The sequence below is a fragment of the Leclercia sp. LSNIH1 genome, assembly GCF_002902985.1.
Lineage (GTDB): Bacteria > Pseudomonadota > Gammaproteobacteria > Enterobacterales > Enterobacteriaceae > Enterobacter.
Genome location: NZ_CP026167.1, coordinates 1191620 through 1208533, shown reverse-complemented (window position 1 = coordinate 1208533; position 16914 = coordinate 1191620). Strand labels below are relative to the sequence as shown.

The 16914-nt window shown below is 57.2% G+C and carries 13 protein-coding genes; 5 read left to right on the top strand and 8 right to left on the bottom strand.

From position 1 onward, the window contains the following. Positions 1 to 3 precede the first annotated feature (3 nt). Positions 4 to 1653: a glucose-6-phosphate isomerase gene (gene pgi / locus C2U54_RS06110; RefSeq protein WP_103177834.1), complete on the bottom strand. Its 1650-nt coding sequence runs from the start codon at positions 1651 to 1653 to the stop codon at positions 4 to 6. 304 nt (positions 1654 to 1957) lie between these two features. Here pgi and lysC point away from each other — a divergent pair, with 304 nt between their 5' ends. After that, a complete protein-coding gene (gene lysC, locus C2U54_RS06105; RefSeq protein WP_103177833.1) occupies positions 1958 to 3307 on the top strand; it encodes a lysine-sensitive aspartokinase 3 in 1350 nt (449 codons plus the stop codon). 32 nt (positions 3308 to 3339) lie between these two features. On the opposite strand, the gene C2U54_RS06100 is transcribed toward lysC, so the two are convergent. After that, complete coding sequence (locus C2U54_RS06100; protein ID WP_103177832.1) at positions 3340 to 4128, bottom strand: nucleotidyltransferase domain-containing protein; 789 nt, start codon at positions 4126 to 4128, stop codon at positions 3340 to 3342. A gap of 5 nt (positions 4129 to 4133) precedes the next feature. Continuing rightward, complete coding sequence (locus C2U54_RS06095) at positions 4134 to 5360, bottom strand: RtcB family protein (RefSeq protein ID WP_103177831.1); 1227 nt, start codon at positions 5358 to 5360, stop codon at positions 4134 to 4136. Between the two features lie 221 nt (positions 5361 to 5581). On the opposite strand from C2U54_RS06095, the gene rtcR reads away from it, so the two are divergent. From rtcR to C2U54_RS06080, 3 genes are all read left to right on the top strand, one after another. Beyond that, positions 5582 to 7162, top strand: a complete 1581-nt coding sequence (rtcR, locus tag C2U54_RS06090; RefSeq protein ID WP_103177830.1) for an RNA repair transcriptional activator RtcR — start codon at positions 5582 to 5584, stop codon at positions 7160 to 7162. A 111-nt stretch (positions 7163 to 7273) separates the two neighbouring features. Next, positions 7274 to 8218 (top strand): ketopantoate/pantoate/pantothenate transporter PanS, encoded by a 945-nt coding sequence (gene panS / locus C2U54_RS06085; protein ID WP_103177829.1) that lies wholly within the window; start codon positions 7274 to 7276, stop codon positions 8216 to 8218. Between the two features lie 62 nt (positions 8219 to 8280). Further along, positions 8281 to 8553: a DUF3811 domain-containing protein gene (locus tag C2U54_RS06080; RefSeq protein WP_103177828.1), complete on the top strand. Its 273-nt coding sequence runs from the start codon at positions 8281 to 8283 to the stop codon at positions 8551 to 8553. On the opposite strand, the gene rluF is transcribed toward C2U54_RS06080, so the two are convergent. From rluF to metH, 5 genes are all read right to left on the bottom strand, one after another. Further along, complete coding sequence (gene rluF, locus C2U54_RS06075; protein ID WP_103177827.1) at positions 8554 to 9429, bottom strand: 23S rRNA pseudouridine(2604) synthase RluF; 876 nt, start codon at positions 9427 to 9429, stop codon at positions 8554 to 8556. 51 nt (positions 9430 to 9480) lie between these two features. Next, the gene (locus tag C2U54_RS06070; protein ID WP_103177826.1) at positions 9481 to 9819 is read right to left on the bottom strand and encodes a helix-turn-helix domain-containing protein; all 339 of its coding nucleotides are present in this window, start codon (positions 9817 to 9819) and stop codon (positions 9481 to 9483) included. Beyond that, positions 9816 to 10172 carry a type II toxin-antitoxin system RelE/ParE family toxin gene (locus tag C2U54_RS06065; protein ID WP_103177825.1) on the bottom strand — a complete coding sequence of 119 codons (357 nt, stop codon included), beginning with the start codon at positions 10170 to 10172 and terminating at the stop codon, positions 9816 to 9818. The genes C2U54_RS06070 and C2U54_RS06065 overlap by 4 nt, the downstream gene beginning before the upstream one ends. 108 nt (positions 10173 to 10280) lie before the next feature. After that, positions 10281 to 11912, bottom strand: coding sequence for a Na/Pi cotransporter family protein (locus C2U54_RS06060; RefSeq protein WP_103177824.1), 1632 nt, complete (start codon positions 11910 to 11912; stop codon positions 10281 to 10283). A gap of 228 nt (positions 11913 to 12140) precedes the next feature. Beyond that, positions 12141 to 15824, bottom strand: coding sequence for a methionine synthase (gene metH / locus C2U54_RS06055; protein ID WP_103177823.1), 3684 nt, complete (start codon positions 15822 to 15824; stop codon positions 12141 to 12143). A gap of 195 nt (positions 15825 to 16019) precedes the next feature. On the opposite strand from metH, the gene iclR reads away from it, so the two are divergent. Continuing rightward, positions 16020 to 16844 (top strand): glyoxylate bypass operon transcriptional repressor IclR, encoded by an 825-nt coding sequence (iclR, locus tag C2U54_RS06050; RefSeq protein WP_103177822.1) that lies wholly within the window; start codon positions 16020 to 16022, stop codon positions 16842 to 16844. Positions 16845 to 16914 lie beyond the last annotated feature (70 nt).

Here is a 16914-nt window from a genome sequence, read left to right as displayed (position 1 = left end):
GAATTATGCGCGCCAGGCTTTATAACGGTTAATCAGGCCGTTGGTGGAGCTGTCGTGGCTGCTAATATCCTGGTTATCACCCAGCTCAGGCAGGATGCGGTTAGCCAGCTGTTTGCCCAGCTCAACGCCCCACTGGTCAAAGGTGAAGATGTTCAGGATCGCGCCCTGGGTGAAGATTTTGTGCTCATACAAGGCAATCAGCGCGCCCAGGCTGAACGGGGTGATCTCACGCAGCAGGATGGAGTTAGTTGGACGATTGCCTTCGAACACTTTGAACGGCACCACGTGATCCAGGGTCGCCGGATCTTTACCCTGATCGCGATACTCCTGCTCAACCACGTCACGCGCTTTACCGAACGCCAGCGCTTCGGTCTGCGCGAAGAAGTTCGACAGCAGCTTCGGATGGTGGTCAGACAGCGGGTTATGAGTGATAGCCGGGGCGATGAAATCGCACGGTACCATTTTGGTGCCCTGGTGGATCAGCTGGTAGAACGCGTGCTGGCCGTTGGTGCCTGGCTCACCCCAGATGATTGGGCCGGTCTGGTAATCCACGGCGTTGCCGTTACGGTCAACGTATTTACCGTTGGATTCCATGTTGCCCTGCTGGAAGTAGGCTGCGAAACGGTGCATGTACTGGTCGTACGGCAGGATCGCTTCGGTTTCTGCACCAAAGAAGTTGTTGTACCAGATACCGATCAGCGCCAGCAGTACCGGCAGGTTTTTCTCTGCCGGCGTGGTAGAGAAATGTTTATCCATCGCATGCGCGCCGGAGAGCAGCTCAACAAAGTTGTCGTAGCCCACGGAGAGTATGATAGACAGACCGATCGCGGACCACAGGGAGTAACGACCGCCAACCCAGTCCCAGAACTCGAACATGTTGGCAGTGTCGATGCCGAACTCGCCGACCGCTTTAGCGTTGGTGGAGAGCGCCGCGAAGTGTTTCGCCACGTGCTGCTCGTCACCGGCAGTTTTCAGGAACCAGTCGCGCGCGCTGTGGGCGTTGGTCATGGTTTCCTGGGTGGTGAAGGTTTTGGACGCCACCAGGAACAGGGTGCTTTCCGGGTTCACTTTTTTCAGCACTTCGGCGATGTGAGTGCCATCGACGTTAGAGACAAAGTGCATGTTGAGGTGGTTTTTGTACGGACGCAGCGCTTCGGTCACCATGAATGGGCCAAGGTCGGAGCCGCCGATACCAATATTCACCACATCGGTGATCGGTTTGCCGGTGTAGCCTTTCCACTGACCTGAGATGATTGCTTCCGAGAAGGTTTTCATCTTTTCCAGCACGGCGTTCACTTCAGGCATCACATCTTTGCCGTCAACGATGATTGGAGTATTGCTACGGTTACGCAGTGCAACATGCAGTACGGCGCGATCTTCAGTACGGTTGATCTTCTCGCCAGAGAACATGGACTTGATGGCACCGCTCAGATCGGTCTCTTTCGCCAGATCCTGCAGTTTTGCCAGCGTCTCTTCAGTGATGCGGTTTTTGGAAAAATCGACCAGCATCTGATCGTCAAACGTCGCGGAGAACTTATTGAAACGATCGCCGTCTTTCGCGAACAGCTCCGCGATAGTAACGTCTTTCATCTCATCAAAGTGTTTCTGTAATGCCTGCCAGGCTGCAGTCTGCGTTGGGTTGATATTTTTCATAGCAATACTCTTCTGAATTGAGAATTGTGACCTCGGTCGATTGTAGCCTCTGCCGCTAAAAATTGTGATGGTTTTTATGCCATTGGCCTGGCTTGCATCAAGTGCAGTGCAAAAGCTCCAAAAGTATAGCTGTTATAAGTCCTGTTTCTCATATGGAATGCAGCATGAAAAATCCGCATAATCCCAGCGTTGACAGGATCCCCTGCACATTTTATTTATACACACGGTATTTGCGCCTGCACCGATAAAACTATTTTGTCCTTGTGCCATGGTCGCTTTTTTCCTTCCCTGACACGAGGTTGTTATGACGAGTTTTGTTGTCGCCAAGTTTGGCGGTACCAGCGTGGCCGATTTTGATGCCATGAACCGCAGCGCCGATGTGGTGCTGGCCGATCCGAATACCCGGCTGGTGGTGTTGTCCGCTTCGGCGGGCGTCACTAATATGCTGGTAGCCCTGGCAGAAGGGCTGGAAGCGAGCGAGCGCCAGGCGAAGCTGGAAGCGCTGCACAAAATTCAGTTCGATATCCTTAGCCGTCTGCGCGATCCGAGCGTCATCAGCGAAGAGATTGAGCGCCTGCTGGAAAATATCATCACCCTGGCCGAAGCCGCCTCTCTGGCCACCTCCACCGCCCTGACCGACGAGCTGGTCAGCCACGGTGAGCTGATGTCGACCCTGCTGTTTGTCGAAGTGCTGCGCGAGCGTAACGTTCAGTCGCAGTGGTTTGACGTGCGTAAAGTGCTGCGCACCAGCGACCGTTTCGGTCGTGCCGAGCCGGATATTGAGGCCATTGCCGAGCTGACCACCCAACAGCTGGCGCCGCGTCTGGCGGAAGGGATTGTCATCACCCAGGGCTTTATCGGTAGCGAAGCCAAAGGCCGCACCACCACGCTGGGCCGTGGCGGCAGCGACTACACCGCAGCCCTGCTGGGCGAGGCGCTGCGCGCCTCCCGCGTGGATATCTGGACGGACGTGCCGGGTATTTACACCACCGACCCGCGCGTGGTGCCGGCGGCAAAACGTATTGACGAGATCGCCTTTGAAGAGGCCGCCGAGATGGCGACCTTCGGCGCGAAAGTGCTGCACCCGGCGACATTACTGCCGGCAGTGCGCAGCGACATTCCTGTGTTCGTCGGCTCCAGCAAGGATCCAAAAGCGGGCGGCACCATGGTGTGCAACACCACCGAAAACCCACCGCTGTTCCGCGCCATCGCCCTGCGTCGCAAGCAGACCCTGCTGACCCTGCACAGCCTGAGCATGCTGCACTCCCGCGGCTTCCTGGCCGAGGTATTCAGCATTCTGGCGCGCCACAGCATCTCGGTTGATCTGGTCACCACCTCAGAGGTGAACATCGCCCTGACGCTGGACACCACCGGCTCAACCTCCACCGGCGATACCCTACTGACGCAATCTCTGCTGATGGAGCTCTCTGAGCTGTGCCGCGTCGAGGTGGAAGAAGATCTCGCCCTGGTGGCGATCATCGGTAACGAGCTGTCCCGCGCCAGCGGCGTGGGCAAAGAGGTGTTTGGCGTGCTGGATCCGTTTAACATCCGCATGATTTGCTATGGCGCATCCAGCTACAACCTCTGCTTCTTGGTACCAGGCCATGAAGCCGAGCAGGTCGTGCAGAAACTGCATCATAACTTGTTTGAATAACAAAAAAGGGCCCGGACAACCGGGCCCTTTTTTTATCCTGCCAGCACCGTTCTCATCAGCAGCGCATCCAGCGAGGCTACCTTGCCATGACGGCTGTCCGGCAGCGTGGGCGGGTTTTCGCCCCGCGCCAGCTCCTGGGTGATGAAAGCGTGCAGCAAAGGGCGTCTGGGACCATATTGCGCTTCCCCGGCACGCTGTTTTATTGCCAGCAGGGCATCGATTTCCTGACGTAATGGCGCATCAAGCTCGCTTCCCGCCAGCAGTTCAGCAAAACGCATCGGCGGCATCCCTTTTCCGGCCTCCACCCACCGCACTGCCAGCAGCGGACGCAGGACGTAAAAGTACTTCTTCAGCCGCACCTCTTCGCCCTGTAAATAACCGCGGAAGTTTTTACGCGCCATAGAGTAGTAGTGCCAGCGCGCACGCACGGGTGAAAACCAGGCGGGTACCTGCGCGCGCAGCTCCGTGATTACCGTATCGCTCTGCTGATAGACCACCGGCGAATCCAGCCACTCGATAAGCGTGGGGTTGGCCGCTTTCAGCAAACCCAGCGCCTTGCGCCACTCCCAGCCGCTTATGTCCAGTTCGTCGTCTATGGGCAGCTCGATCACATCCCGCTGCGGTTCGACGCGCAAATACCAGTCAGGTTTATGCACATACAGGAAGCGCACGTCATAATCGCTGTCCGGCGACGCAAAGCCCCAGCCCCGGCTGCCCGACTCACAGGCGTACAGCACGGACACATTGAACCGTTGCTCTATCTCGTTAAGTTGCTGCCGCACGCGCTCGCGCATGACGGCATCTACACCGTTATCAGCCATCTCTTTTATCCTTTTACACAGACCACCTGGCGCAAGGTATGGACGATTTCGACCAGCGACGCCTGCGCCGCCATGACGGCATCGATATCTTTATAGGCCATCGGGATCTCATCGATGACCTCGCTGTCTTTTCTGCACTCGACGTGGGCCGTGGCACGAACCTGATCGGCAACGGTGAAGCGTTTTTTGGCCGCCGTGCGGCTCATCACCCGCCCTGCCCCATGACTGCAGGAGCAGAAGCTCTCTTCATTGCCCAGGCCGCGCACGATAAAGCTTTTCGCCCCCATCGACCCGGGGATGATCCCCATCTCGCCCTTCTGCGCCGACACGGCCCCTTTGCGCGTCACCAGAACCTCTTCACCAAAATGACGCTCTTTCTGGACATAGTTGTGATGGCAATTCACCGCCTCCTGCTGCGTGAGGAAAGGCTTTGGCACAATGCGCGAGAGCGCGGCCAGCACGCGGGACATCATCACCTCGCGGTTATGGCGCGCAAAATCCTGTGCCCATTCCACGGCTTCGATGTAGTCGTTATAGTGCCGGCTCCCCTCCTGGAAATAGGCCAGGTTTCTGTCAGGCAGGTTGGCAATATGCTGCTGCATATCCTTCTGCGCCAGCGTGATAAACACGTTGCCGATGGCATTGCCCACGCCACGCGAACCGCTGTGCAGCATGACCCACACGCGTTGCTGCTCATCCAGGCAGATCTCGATAAAGTGGTTCCCGGTGCCCAGCGTCCCCAGATGCTGATGGTTATTGGTTTTCAGCAGTTGCGGATATTTATCCGTCAGCCGTTTGAAGCGCGGCGCCAGCCGGGCCCAGTGGTTATCCACCTCATCCGGCGTCTTTGCCCATGCTCCCTTGTCGCGACGGGAGCGGGTGTTGGTCCGCCCGTGCGGCACCGCCTGTTCAATGGCGCTGCGCAGCCCGTGAAGGTTATCCGGCAGATCGCCTGCCAGCAGAGATGTCCGCACGGCAATCATCCCGCAACCAATATCCACCCCCACCGCCGCGGGAATGATCGCCCCTTTAGTGGGGATTACGCTGCCAATGGTGGAGCCTTTTCCGAGATGCACATCCGGCATCACCGCCAGATGCTTAAAAATAAACGGCATCTTTGCGGTATTGAGCAACTGTTCGCGCGCCTCTGGCTCAACGGGCACCCCATGCGTCCACATTTTTACCGGTGCGCTGTGCTGCGCGCTTAAAACATCAAAATCAGTCTGTTTCATGGTACTCACCCTCAGGGTCGCCTGAAACTTTCACGGCCAACCCATTTACTTTGTCTGTTAGTAACAGGTATTGCCAGAAGCGTGCCAAAAGGTACAGCCAGCACCGATTAAATATATCTCATTGATTAAACTGAAATTAACTTAGAAGCCCTTCACGGACATTGCTTAATCCACAGAATATTTTTATCTTTCAATATCAGTTTTTATCTTTCAGGATAAACATGAAAAAGCGGCGAGTGGTTATTGGGGTACTGGGTACGGTGATGGATAAGCGCGGCAAGCGGGCTAACCGCTTACGTAAATGGCGCCCAACGGTCGCACTTTGTCTGCAGCCCGATCTCCCCGTCGACAGGCTTGAACTACTCCACCAGCCGCAGGACCGGGGGATGGCGGAACAGATAACGGAAGATATCAGCCAGCTTTCCCCCCATACCACCGTGCGCGCATGTCCCGTCACCATAGCCGATCCCTGGGATTTTGAAGAGGTCTACGCCGCCTTCCTCGACTTCGCCACACACTATCAGTTTGACACCGAACATGAAGAGTACCTGGTCCATATCACCACCGGCACGCACGTGGCGCAGATTTGCTGGTTTTTGCTGACCGAAGCGCGGTATCTCCCCGCCAGCCTGATCCAGACCGGCCCTGCCAGCAGGGAGGCGCCAGAAGAGGCCGTCCCCGTCGGACGTTATTCGATCATCGACCTGGATTTAAGCCGTTATGCCACATTGACCAGCCGCTTTCAGCGTGAACAGCAGGAATCCGTTTCGTTCCTGAAAGCCGGGATTGATACCCGCAATGCCACCTTCAACGCCCTGATCGATCAGATTGAGCGTGTGGCGCTGCGCTCAACCGCTCCTCTCCTGCTGACTGGCCCAACGGGGGCCGGAAAATCGTTTCTCGCCAATCGCATTTACCAGCTTAAGCAATCCCGTCATCAGCTTTCCGGCAGGCTGGTGGCGGTAAACTGCGCTACGCTGCGGGGCGACAACGCCATGTCGACTCTTTTTGGCCATGTTAAAGGGGCATTTACCGGGGCAGTCGCCGCCCGCGCCGGGCTGCTGCGTGAGGCCGACGGCGGCGTGCTGTTCTTAGATGAGATTGCCGAACTGGGTCTCGATGAACAGGCCATGCTGTTAAAAGCTATCGAAGAAAAAACCTTCTTCCCGTTTGGCTCCGATAAAGAGGTCAGGAGCGATTTTCAGCTGATTGCCGGCACGCACCGGGATATGCGCCAGTGGGTGGCGGAAGGTCGTTTTCGCGAAGATCTCTACGCCCGTATCAATATGTGGAGTTTTGCCCTGCCCGGCCTGGCGCAGCGCCGGGAAGATATCGCCCCCAACGTGGAGTACGAACTGCAACGCTTTGCGACCGAAGCACAATCTCAGGTTCGCTTCGACAAAGAGGCGCGCGAGCGCTATCTGCGTTTTGCTGACTCTCCGCAGGCGTTATGGCGCGGTAACTTTCGTGAACTGGGCTCTTCTGTGGCGCGAATGGCCACGCTTGCCGAGCAGGGTCGCATCACGCTGGCATTGGTTGAGGAGGAAATTGCCCGTCTGCTTAGTGACTGGCAGGCTGTTTCGCTACCGGCTACGGCAGAAATGGCGATCGACCTTTTCGATTTGCGTCAACTGGAAACCGTGCTGGAGGTATGTCGCCGCAGTGCCTCCTTGTCTGAGGCCGGACGCGAACTTTTTGCCGTCTCGCGTTTGAAAAAAGCGAATCCTAACGATGCCGACAGGCTCCGCAAATATCTGGCCCGCTTTGGCCTGAGCTGGGAGAGCGTACGTCAGCGATCATGAATATTATTTGATTGAACAAAATTACTTAGCACGATAAACAATACCTCTAAGCCGGGCTCGATCCCGGCTTTTTTAATAACGACACAACACAACAAATCGCAAGGAATCTGTATGTTATCCGCCATCACCCGGCTGTTCCCGCTATGGGCGCTGCTGCTCTCTGTTATAGCCTATTATACGCCCACCACGTTTACCCCTGTCGGCCCGTGGGTCACTACGTTGCTGATGCTGATCATGTTCGGCATGGGCGTGCACCTGAAAATCGACGATTTTAAACGCGTCCTGTCACGTCCCGCCCCGGTCGCGGCGGGGATCTTTCTGCACTATCTGGTGATGCCCCTGGCAGCATGGGCGCTCGCTATCGCCTTTAAGATGCCGCCAGACCTCTCCGCCGGGATGGTGCTGGTGGGCAGCGTGGCCAGCGGTACCGCCTCCAACGTGATGATCTATCTGGCGAAAGGAGATGTGGCGCTGTCGGTGACTATCTCCTCCGTCTCCACCCTGGTTGGCGTGGTCGCCACTCCACTGCTGACGCGTCTGTATGTGGATGCCCACATTCAGGTGGATGTGATGGGAATGCTCCTGAGCATTCTGCAAATCGTGGTGATCCCGATTGCGCTGGGGCTGGTGATTCATCACCTGTTCCCACGGCTGGTGAAAGCCGTTGAGCCGTACCTGCCGGCGTTTTCCATGGTCTGCATTCTGGCGATCATCAGCGCCGTGGTCGCCGGTTCTGCGGCGCATATTGCCTCTGTCGGTTTTGTGGTGATTATCGCCGTGGTGCTGCACAACATTATTGGCCTGATGGGCGGCTACTGGGGCGGGAAGCTGTTCGGCTTTGACGAATCCACCTGCCGCACGCTGGCGATTGAAGTGGGGATGCAGAACTCCGGGCTCGCCGCGGCCCTCGGCAAAATTTACTTCTCGCCGCTGGCAGCGCTGCCGGGCGCGCTCTTCTCGGTATGGCATAACCTTTCCGGCTCGCTGCTGGCGGGTTACTGGTCGGGTAAGCCGCTCGACGGACAAAAGAAAAGCGATGTGGTGAAGGAAGGTTAATTCACTTCGCCGCAGCGAAGGCATGCTTTACACTGAAGCCTCTTTCACAGGAGGCTTCAGGTATGTCCACACCAAGATTGACCCAGAAAGAGATGACGGAAAGCGAGCAGCGCGAACTGAAAACTCTGCTCGACCGCGCGCGTATCGCCCATGGCCGTCTGCTGACCAACGCCGAAACCAATCACCTCAAAAAAGAGTACATCGACAAACTGATGGCGCAGCGTGAGCTGGATGCCAAAAAAGCCCGCAAACTTCGAAAAGAGCAGGCTTATAAAGTAGATAAAGAGGCGACGTTTTCCTGGTCGGCGAATACCCCAACCCGTGGAAGGCGCTGATTAGCGCCCTTTCTTTTTACGGCCTGGCGACGTAAAGCGCTTTCCGTTTCCGGCAGGCTTCGCCCGGCTTTTCTCTTCCGATTGCGGAGCCTTAACCACCGGGCGTTTGATGCCCTGGGTTTTCGGTTTGGCTTTGGCTTTGGGTTTTGCTTCCGAGGATGAATTCTCAATCAGCTTAAAGAGCTCAATCAGTTCATCATCGGTCAGATCGCGCCACTCGCCCAGCGGGATGCCGGAGAGGCTGACGTTCATGATGCGCGTACGTTCCAGCTTCGTCACGTCGTAACCGAAATATTCGCACATGCGGCGGATCTGCCGGTTTAACCCCTGAACCAGGGTAATGCGGAACGCGAACGGCGCCTCTTTCTTCACCTTGCACTTTTTCGTCACCGTGCCGAGGATCGGAACGCCTGCCCCCATGCCGCGGATAAAGTCGTCCGTCACCGGTTTGTTAACCGTGACGATGTACTCTTTTTCGTGGTCGTTACCGGCACGCAGGATCTTGTTCACCAGATCGCCGTGGTTGGTGAGGAAAATCAACCCCTGGGAGTCTTTGTCCAGGCGGCCAATCGGGAAGATACGGCTGCTGTGGTTGACGAAATCCACGATGTTGTCACGCTCGCCATCTTCCGTGGTACTGACAATGCCAACCGGTTTATTCAGCGCGATAAACACCAGGTCTTCTGCGTTACGGGGCTCGATCGTTTGACCATTCACTTTGACCACATCGCCAGGAACGACCTGATCGCCAATGGTGGCGCGTTTACCGTTGATAAACACGTTGCCCTGTTCGATGTAACGATCAGCCTCGCGGCGCGAGCAGATCCCGCTCTCGCTAATGTATTTGTTTAATCGGGTGGATTGAGTTGGCAGCATAATTTCTCCTGTAGAGGCGAAATATACCTTAGGTTTCGGCTGGTAAAAAGATCAGCCTACCGTCACTGAGACAGGTTTCCCAAGTTTGCTGAGCATCATCACCAGGGTATCAAGAGTAAACTTGCTGGTTTTAAGATTCACGACATCTGACACACGCGGTCGTGAGACATTGAGCTTCTCCGCGGCGTCCGCCTGACGAAGGTTATGCTCAGCAATCCATGCTGAAATTTCTTGCATCAGCTGTCGTTTAAGCAGCAACAGTTGTTCGACTTCTTTCTGGGCATCCTCCTGCAGATGTTTAGATTCATGCTCGTTAAAGCCGAGTTCGGCAAAAATATTTGCCTCTGTAGGGGTGATATGGCGAATTTTACAATCAATGGCCTGACTCATTTTCCACTCCTTAGCTCCTCCATTACGCTCTGAAAACGCGCTTTCGCGATACGCTTATCGTGCTCGGATGTACGTCGGCTTTTTTTTATAAAACAGTGCAGGATATAAACAGCCTCTTCAAAACGGGCCAGGTAGAGGATACGGTAAGCCCCTGAACTACTGCGCAATCTGACTTCTTCCACGCCTCTGCCAATCTCTGTCATTGGCTTCCAGTCTGCCGCCTCTAACCCTGCCTGCAGGCGGTGCAACTGATAGCCAGCCTCCCGGCGGACCTCTTCGGGAAAACAGAGCAAATCATCGAACGCACTCCCTACCCAGGCTATCGGGCGCAGGGTCGGTCTTTCTGGCAGCATAACACATCCCTGTATAAAATTTTATACATATCATCCATGGCATAACATTAAACCAGGCGATGTGTTTACTCACGCCTCGCCGCTCCGTTCTGCGAGGCGCTTTCCAGATCAATACTCATCCCGATCATCGTCCTCATCCGGCTGCTCCATGACGCTGTAAGCCACCGCGCAGAACAGGGAGTTAAGGCGCTTCATGTCGCCAAGCAGCCCCAGGTGCAGGGAGCTGGTCTCAATGCTTTGCACGTTCTGCTGGTGCAGACGGTCAACGTGCGCGTGGGAATAGCGACGGTTGAGAATACGGAACCGGTGTTTATTACGGCGCAGACGGCGGGCGCTGGGTACGTCGCCGGAGAAAAAGACCGACATCGCCAGCTTAAGGTTAGCGAGCAGCTGATCGTGCAGTGCATCCAGCTCTTTAACCCCTTCCAGGGAGAATGCCCGGCGGGCCGCCAGCGATTTGTCGGCGATTTCGCTCCCCATGCGCTCGACGATATCGGAGGCCTGCTCCAGGTTGAGCGACATTTCGATGATCTCCGCCCAGCGGCGGGACTCCTCTTCCGCCAGCTCATCTTTCGGCATCCGCGCCAGATAGAGTTTGATGGCGGTATAGAGCACGTTGATATCGTCGGCGAGTTTACGCAGCGCTTTCTCTTCCCGCGGCTCGCCATGCACCACCTTTTTCAGCCCCTCCAGCATTAACTCCATTGCATCGCCCATGCGCAGCGTTTCGCGGGCGGCATTGGCCAGTGCCAGCGCCGGGGTATCCAGCGCGGTGGTATCGAGATGTTTCGGTTTCAGACGGGTATCAAGCTCCGGTTCATCACGGATGATGCGTTCACAGAAGCGCGCCATTGGCCCAGCAAAGGGCACCATCGCCACGCAGCGCACCAGGTTATAGAAGACGTGGAAGTAGATGACCATCTCCGATTCCGGCAGCGACAGGTTATCCATCAGGTCCGCCAGCGGCTTAACGAACGGCAGAATAATCAGGCTTCCCACCAGCTTAAACAGCAGGCTGCCAAGCGCTACGCGGCGCGCTGCGGCATTGGCGGCGCTGTTGTTTAGTACCGCCAGCAGGCCGGAGCCAAGGTTCGCACCAATCACCAGACAGAGGGCGACCGGGAAGGAGATGATCCCCGCCGCGGTCAGGGTCGCGGTTAACAGTACCGCCGCCAGGCTGGAGTAGCTGATAAGCGCAAACACCGCACCAATCAACGCATCCAGCATGATGTCGCCGGTCAGCGAAGCGAAGATAACCTGGACGCCGCTCGCCTGCGTAATGGGGGTGACGGCCTGAACGATCAGCTCCAGGGCCAGCAGAATCAGCCCAAGGCCGATCCCCACGCGCCCCAGCTGTCCGGCCCGGGTCTGCTTACGGCCAAGGAAAAATATCACGCCGATAAAGATCAGCAGCGGCGACAGCCAGGAGAGATCAAAGGTCAATACCCGCGCCATCAGCGCGGTCCCTACATCGGCACCGAGAACAATCACCAGCGCAGGCGTCAGCGCCACCAGATCCTGGGCCACAAACGAGGTGACCAGCATGGTGGTGGCATTACTGCTTTGCACCAGCGCGGTGACGCCAATGCCTGCGCAGAACGCGAGCGGCTTTTTCTCAACGCTGCGGCTGAGAACGGTACGTAAGCGGGCGCCAAAAACGCGCATTACGCCGGTACGGACAATATGGGTGCCCCAGACCAGCAACGCCACGGCAGAAAGCAGATGTAGCAGAGTCAGCACGGATACAGGTTCTCCTTTTCGTTATGCGTTGTCCTGAGGCTCATTGCGCGCGGTATTGCCGGATGGCGGCTACGCCTTATCCGGCCTACGTTGTGGCGCGGATCGCTGAGCCTTCTTCCAGTATAAGGGCTTAAATGTAAGAAAGAGACAGGGCACCCATTGGGTGCCCTGTTTGTTGTAAGGAAACGTGACGTGAGCCGGGCCCTGACCGTCGGCGGCGCAGTCAGGTCAGTCGGCGTCGTAGCCGAGGTTTGGCGCTAACCAGCGCTCCACCTCCGCCACGCTCATCCCTTTACGCAGGGCATAATCTTCCACCTGGTCACGCTGGATCTGCGCCACGGCGAAGTATTTGCTGTCAGGGTGACTGAAGTACCAGCCGGAAACCGATGCACCCGGCCACATGGCGAAGGACTCGGTGAGCTTCATGCCGGTATGGGTTTCGACATCCAGAAGCTGCCAGATAGTGCCTTTCTCGGTATGCTCCGGGCAGGCCGGGTAGCCTGGCGCCGGACGGATCCCCTGGTAGTTCTCGCGGATCAGATCCTCATTGCTGAGATTCTCAGTAGGCGCGTAACCCCAGTGCACCTTACGCACCCGCTCGTGCAGGTATTCCGCAAAAGCCTCTGCCAGACGGTCGGCAATCGCTTTGATCATGATTTTGTTGTAATCATCATGCTGCGCTTCGTAGGCATCCGCCAGCGCGTCCTCCTCCAGCCCGCCGGTCACGGCGAAGGCACCGATGTAGTCCGCTTTACCGCTCAGCTTCGGCGCGACGAAATCGGCCAGGCAGTAGTTGGCAAACCCGACCTTCTCGGTCTGCTGACGCAGATGATGGCTTACGGTCAGCACATGAGTACGCGTCTCATCGCGATAAATTTCGATGTCGTCGCCCACGCGGTTCGCCGGGAACAGCCCCACCACGCCGCGCGGGTTGAGGGTTTTCTCGGCGCTGAGCTTGTCGAGCAGGTCGTTGGCGTCTTTAAACAGGCGCTTCGCCTCCTCGCCTACCACCTCATCTTCCAGAATACGCGGGTACTTCCCGGCCAGCGACCAGGTCATAAAGAACGGCGTCCAGTCGATATAGTTACGCAGGGTCTCGATGCTGGCCGTCACCTCCTGCACGCCCAGGCGATGGGCGACCGGCGGCGTATAGCTCGACCAGTCAAAGGCCAGGTCGTTATCCCGCGCCGCAGCCAGCGTTACCGGCGGGGTACGCGGCTTTTTACGCCCGTGCTGAATGCGCACCGTTTCATACTCTTTGCGGGTTCTGGCAACAAAGTCGTCGCGCTGGGTTTCGGACAGCAGCGCCGAAACCACGCCAACCGTGCGCGAGGCGTTCTGCACGTATACCGTCGGCCCGCTGTAGTTCTGCTCAATCTTCACCGCGGTATGCGCTTTTGAGGTGGTCGCCCCGCCAATGAGCAGCGGAAGGGTAAAGCCCTGGCGCTCCATCTCTTTTGCCACGTTGACCATCTCATCCAGCGACGGGGTGATCAGTCCGGAAAGGCCAATCAGATCGGCATTCACTTCGCGTGCGGTTTTGAGGATTTTCTCCGCCGGCACCATCACGCCCAGATCGATAATCTCGTAGTTATTACACTGCAGCACCACGCCGACGATGTTTTTGCCGATATCATGCACGTCGCCTTTTACGGTGGCGATGACCATCTTGCCGTTACTGGAGCCCTTCTCTTTGCTGGCTTCGATAAACGGCTCCAGATACGCTACAGCCTGCTTCATTACGCGGGCGGACTTCACCACCTGCGGCAGGAACATTTTGCCCTCGCCGAACAGATCGCCAACCACGTTCATGCCGTCCATCAGCGGCCCTTCGATCACTTCAATCGGGCGCGTGGCCTGCTGGCGGGCCTCTTCGGTATCCTGCTCGATAAACTCGGTGATCCCTTTTACCAGCGAATATTCGAGGCGTTTTTTCACATCCCAGGTACGCCACTCCGCCTGCTGAACGTTGGCGCTGTCGTCGGCTTTGCTGCCGCGATACTTTTCGGCCAGCTCCAGCATGCGCTCGGTGGCGTCGTCGCGGCGATTCAGGATCACATCCTCAACCGCGTCGCGCAGCTCCAGTGGCAGGTCGTCATAAATCGCCAGCTGGCCAGCGTTGACGATCCCCATATCCATCCCGTTACGGATGGCGTAATAGAGGAACACCGCGTGGATCGCCTCACGCACCGGGTCGTTACCGCGGAACGAGAACGAGACGTTGGAGACGCCGCCGGAGATCAGGGCATGCGGCAGCTCGCGCTTGATGTCTTCACACGCGCCAATAAAGTCCTGGGCGTAGTTGTTGTGCTCTTCGATCCCGGTGGCGACGGCAAAGATGTTCGGGTCAAAGATAATGTCTTCCGGTGGGAAGCCGACCTCTTCGGTCAAAATCTGGTATGCGCGGCGGCAAATCTCAATTTTGCGCTCGCGGGTATCCGCCTGGCCCACTTCGTCAAAGGCCATCACCACCACGGCGGCACCGTAGCGGCGCACCATCTTCGCGTGATGGATAAAGGGCTCAACCCCCTCTTTCATGGAGATGGAGTTAACAATCCCCTTACCCTGAATGCACTTCAGCCCTTTTTCGATCACTTCCCACTTCGAGGAGTCGATCATAATCGGCACGCGGGCAATGTCCGGCTCACCGGCGATCAGGTTGAGGAAACGCACCATCGCCGCTTCGGCGTCGAGCATCCCCTCATCCATGTTGATATCAATAATCTGCGCCCCGCTCTCAACCTGCTGGCGGGCAACGTCCAGCGCTTCGCTGTACTTCTCTTCTTTGATCAGGCGTTTGAACTTCGCGGAGCCGGTCACGTTGGTACGTTCGCCAACGTTCACAAACAGGCTCTCATCGCCAATGTTCAGCGGCTCAAGACCAGACAGTCGACAGGCCACCGGCAGGTCGGGGAGCTTACGTGGTGCCAGGCCCGCCACCGCGTTGCTCATGGCAGCAATGTGCTCTGGCGTGGTGCCGCAGCAGCCGCCGACGATATTCAGGAACCCGGATTCAGCCCACTCGCGGATCTGCGCCGCCATGGTGGCGGCATCGAGATCGTACTCACCAAATGCGTTTGGCAGACCGGCATTCGGGTGGGCAGTGACGTAGCACTCCGCGATGCGCGACAGCTCCCGCACATACTGGCGCAGTTCGTCCGGCCCCAGCGCACAGTTCAGACCAAAGGTCAGCGCATCGGCGTGGCGCAGGGAGTTATAAAAGGCTTCGGTCGTCTGCCCGGAAAGGGTACGGCCAGAGGCATCGGTGATGGTGCCGGAGATCATAATCGGCAGGTCGACACCCAGGGCTTCGAACTCCTCTTTCACCGCGTAGATGGCGGCTTTGGCGTTGAGCGTATCGAAGACCGTTTCAATCATGATCAGATCGACACCGCCTTCCACCAGCGCTTTGGTGGACTCGCGGTACGCGGTCACCAGCTGGTCAAAGGTGATATTACGAAAAGCCGGATCGTTCACATCCGGCGAGATAGAGGCGGTGCGGTTGGTCGGGCCAAGTACGCCCGCCACATAGCGCGGTTTCTCTGGCGTGCGGGCCGTCCACTCATCGGCGCAGGCGCGGGCCAGCTTCGCTGCCTCGTAGTTGATCTCCGCCGACAGGGATTCCATCTCGTAATCCGCCATGGCGATGGTTGTCGAGTTAAAGGTGTTGGTTTCAACGATATCCGCACCCGCCTCGAAATAGGCGTAGTGAATGGCGGCGATAATCTCTGGCTTGCTGAGTACCAGCAGGTCATTGTTACCTTTCAGATCGCAGGGCCAGTCGGCGAAACGGTCGCCGCGAAAGTCGTCTTCACTCAGACGATAGCTCTGGATCATGGTGCCCATACCGCCATCCAGTACCAGAATGCGTTCATTTAACTGCGCACGCAGTTGATCTACTTTGCTGCTCACACTTGCTCCCGACAACGCTCAACCAGGCCAAAAGGCCAGCAGTCCATACTGGCATAATCTTGCTAAGGGGAAAAGTCACACCGCGGTAACATGAGACATGTTCAGCATGACTCATCCGATCAGTCAGGATAACGGTTGCAAAACATCCAAATAAAACGAAAATGATTTCCACGATACAGAAAAAAGGAACCTGCCATGGTCGCCACCGTTCCCGCTAAACGCGGCAGAAAACCCGCCGCCGCGACCGCCCAGGCGGGCGGTCAAGTCCAGTCCCTGACACGGGGGTTAAAGCTCCTTGAATGGATAGCCGAGTCGCACAGCAGCGTGGCGCTAACGGAGCTGGCCCAGCAGGCAGGTCTGCCAAACTCCACCACCCATCGCCTGCTGACCACTATGCAGCAGTTGGGCTTTGTTCGTCAGGTGGGCGAGCTCGGGCACTGGTCCGTGGGTGCCCACGCGTTTATTGTCGGCAGCAGCTTTTTGCAGAGCCGTAACCTGCTCGCCATTGTCCATCCGATCCTGCGCAAGCTGATGGAAGACTCCGGCGAGACGGTCAACCTGGCGGTGCTCGATCAGAGCGATCACCAGGCGATTATTATCGACCAGGTGCAGTGTACCCAACTGATGCGCATGTCAGCCCCGATTGGCGGCAAGCTGCCGATGCACGCCTCCGGGGCGGGAAAAGCGTTTTTATCCCAGCTCAGCGAAGAGCAGGTAACGGGTCTGCTGCACCGCAAAGGTTTACACGCCTATACCCATGCCACGCTGGTATCACCGGTCCATCTGAAAGAAGATTTAGCCCTGACGCGCAAGCGTGGCTACTCCTTCGATGATGAAGAGCATGCTCTCGGCCTGCGCTGTATTGCCGCCTGCATTTATGATGAGCACCGCGAGCCGTTTGCCGCTATCTCCATCTCCGGGCCTATCTCACGCATGACCGACGACCGGGTGACAGAGCTGGGAGCGCTGGTGATTAAGGCGGCGAAAGAGGTGACGCTGGCGTATGGTGGGATTCGTTAAGTCTTCAATGCCCGGCGGCGCTACGCTTGCACGGGCCTACAAAACTCTGTAGGCCGGATAAGGCGCAGCC

What these genes read in the sequence shown, in the direction of transcription:
- pgi (WP_103177834.1), bottom strand. Translation starts at nt 1,653, where the DNA reads ATGAAAAATATCAACCCAACGCAGACTGCAGCCTGGCAGGCATTACAG.
- lysC (WP_103177833.1), top strand. Translation starts at nt 1,958, where the DNA reads ATGACGAGTTTTGTTGTCGCCAAGTTTGGCGGTACCAGCGTGGCCGAT.
- C2U54_RS06100 (WP_103177832.1), bottom strand. Translation starts at nt 4,128, where the DNA reads ATGGCTGATAACGGTGTAGATGCCGTCATGCGCGAGCGCGTGCGGCAG.
- C2U54_RS06095 (WP_103177831.1), bottom strand. Translation starts at nt 5,360, where the DNA reads ATGAAACAGACTGATTTTGATGTTTTAAGCGCGCAGCACAGCGCACCG.
- rtcR (WP_103177830.1), top strand. Translation starts at nt 5,582, where the DNA reads ATGAAAAAGCGGCGAGTGGTTATTGGGGTACTGGGTACGGTGATGGAT.
- panS (WP_103177829.1), top strand. Translation starts at nt 7,274, where the DNA reads ATGTTATCCGCCATCACCCGGCTGTTCCCGCTATGGGCGCTGCTGCTC.
- C2U54_RS06080 (WP_103177828.1), top strand. Translation starts at nt 8,281, where the DNA reads ATGTCCACACCAAGATTGACCCAGAAAGAGATGACGGAAAGCGAGCAG.
- rluF (WP_103177827.1), bottom strand. Translation starts at nt 9,429, where the DNA reads ATGCTGCCAACTCAATCCACCCGATTAAACAAATACATTAGCGAGAGC.
- C2U54_RS06070 (WP_103177826.1), bottom strand. Translation starts at nt 9,819, where the DNA reads ATGAGTCAGGCCATTGATTGTAAAATTCGCCATATCACCCCTACAGAG.
- C2U54_RS06065 (WP_103177825.1), bottom strand. Translation starts at nt 10,172, where the DNA reads ATGCTGCCAGAAAGACCGACCCTGCGCCCGATAGCCTGGGTAGGGAGT.
- iclR (WP_103177822.1), top strand. Translation starts at nt 16,020, where the DNA reads ATGGTCGCCACCGTTCCCGCTAAACGCGGCAGAAAACCCGCCGCCGCG.